This is a genomic window from Megasphaera intestinihominis, assembly GCF_040096415.1.
GTDB classification, from domain to species: Bacteria; Bacillota; Negativicutes; order Veillonellales; family Megasphaeraceae; genus Megasphaera; species Megasphaera intestinihominis.
Genome location: NZ_JBBMEU010000137.1, coordinates 1 through 1,224, shown reverse-complemented (window position 1 = coordinate 1,224; position 1,224 = coordinate 1). Strand labels below are relative to the sequence as shown.

1 protein-coding gene and 1 riboswitch are annotated in these 1,224 nt (G+C 51.9%); the gene reads right to left on the bottom strand.

Annotation, left to right across the window (positions count from 1 at the left end):
• Positions 1–43 precede the first annotated feature (43 nt).
• Positions 44–868 carry a MetQ/NlpA family ABC transporter substrate-binding protein gene (locus tag WMO23_RS11325; RefSeq protein WP_302681348.1) on the bottom strand — a complete coding sequence of 275 codons (825 nt, stop codon included), beginning with the start codon at positions 866–868 and terminating at the stop codon, positions 44–46.
• An 89-nt stretch (positions 869–957) separates the two neighbouring features.
• Positions 958–1,056, bottom strand: a riboswitch (SAM riboswitch).
• Positions 1,057–1,224: the final 168 nt, after the last annotated feature.

Here is a 1,224-nt window from a genome sequence, read left to right as displayed (position 1 = left end):
CCGGCGGGCCGCCGTTTGGGCGGCCCCTACGAACCACTAGCCACTAAAACGCCGGCAGGATAGTTCCCTGGAAGTGTTCTTCAATGAATTTCTTGATCGGTTCAGACTGATAGATTGCCAAGACTTTCTTGTATGTTTCGTTGTTTTCGTCGCCCTGACGGACTGCCATGACGTTGGCATACGGCGAATCCTTCGATTCGACGAGGATCGAATCTTTCTGCGGGTTCAGGCCGGCCGGGATAGCGTAGTTGGTGTTGACGCAGGCCAGGTCCGTATCGTCGAGGGAGCGGGGAATCTGAGCGGCGTCGAGTTCGACGAACTGGAGGTTCTTGGGATTTTCGGTGATATCTGTTACCGAAGCGTCGACGGAGTTGCCGTTCTTCAATTTAATCAGGCCGGCCTGCTGGAGCAGGAGCAGGCCGCGGGCACCGTTGGTCGGGTCGTTCGGGATAGTGACTTTGGCGCCGTCCGTGACGTCTTTGATGTCTTTGAATTTATGGGAGTAAACGGCCATGGGAAGGATGATGGTCTTGCCGATGGAGGTGATCTTCAGGCCTTGTTTCTTGACGACGTTGTCCATGTACGGCTGATGCTGCATGGAGTTCATATCCAGGTCGCCTTCGGCCAGGGCCTTGTTCGGCTGGACGTAGTCGTTGAATTCGACGACTTTGATAGTAATGCCCTGTTTAGCTGCTTCTTTAGCGACTTCTTCCATGACTTCGGCATGAGGACCGGCAGTGACGCCCATCTTGATTTCTTTTTTGTCACCGGAAGCACCGGAATTGGAAGACGAACCGCAGCCGGCGGCAAAGAGGCACGTCGTCGTGATGAGAACGGCGGCGAAGAGTTTTTTTACTGTTGCGTTCATGTAATCATTTCCTTTCTGGATAACGGATAATAAGGGCTTGCCGGTCAAAAAGAAAAGCCGTCATACAGATGACGGCTCAATTTGCGATTCGTTCATCTGCCGGTATACACCGCTGGACTTGGCACCTATCCCGATAGGGGGTTGCCGCAGCGTCATCGGGCCATTCCCTCGACTGCTCTTGATGAAAGACAATGTATGGTTGTTGGTGTACATATTATCACCTGGAAGAGAATCTGTCAAGAAATATTGTGCTTCTTGAGGAAAATTTCTTTTTATCATAGTTTCGCCAGAAGACTCCTTCCTCTTAGGTAGGGGATGAATGGCGATGGATTTCGCAGGTTCGATGCCTGCGAAAT

Excerpts from the sequence above, each read along its gene's own strand:
- WMO23_RS11325 (WP_302681348.1), bottom strand. The coding sequence starts at position 868 with ATGAACGCAACAGTAAAAAAACTCTTCGCCGCCGTTCTCATCACGACG.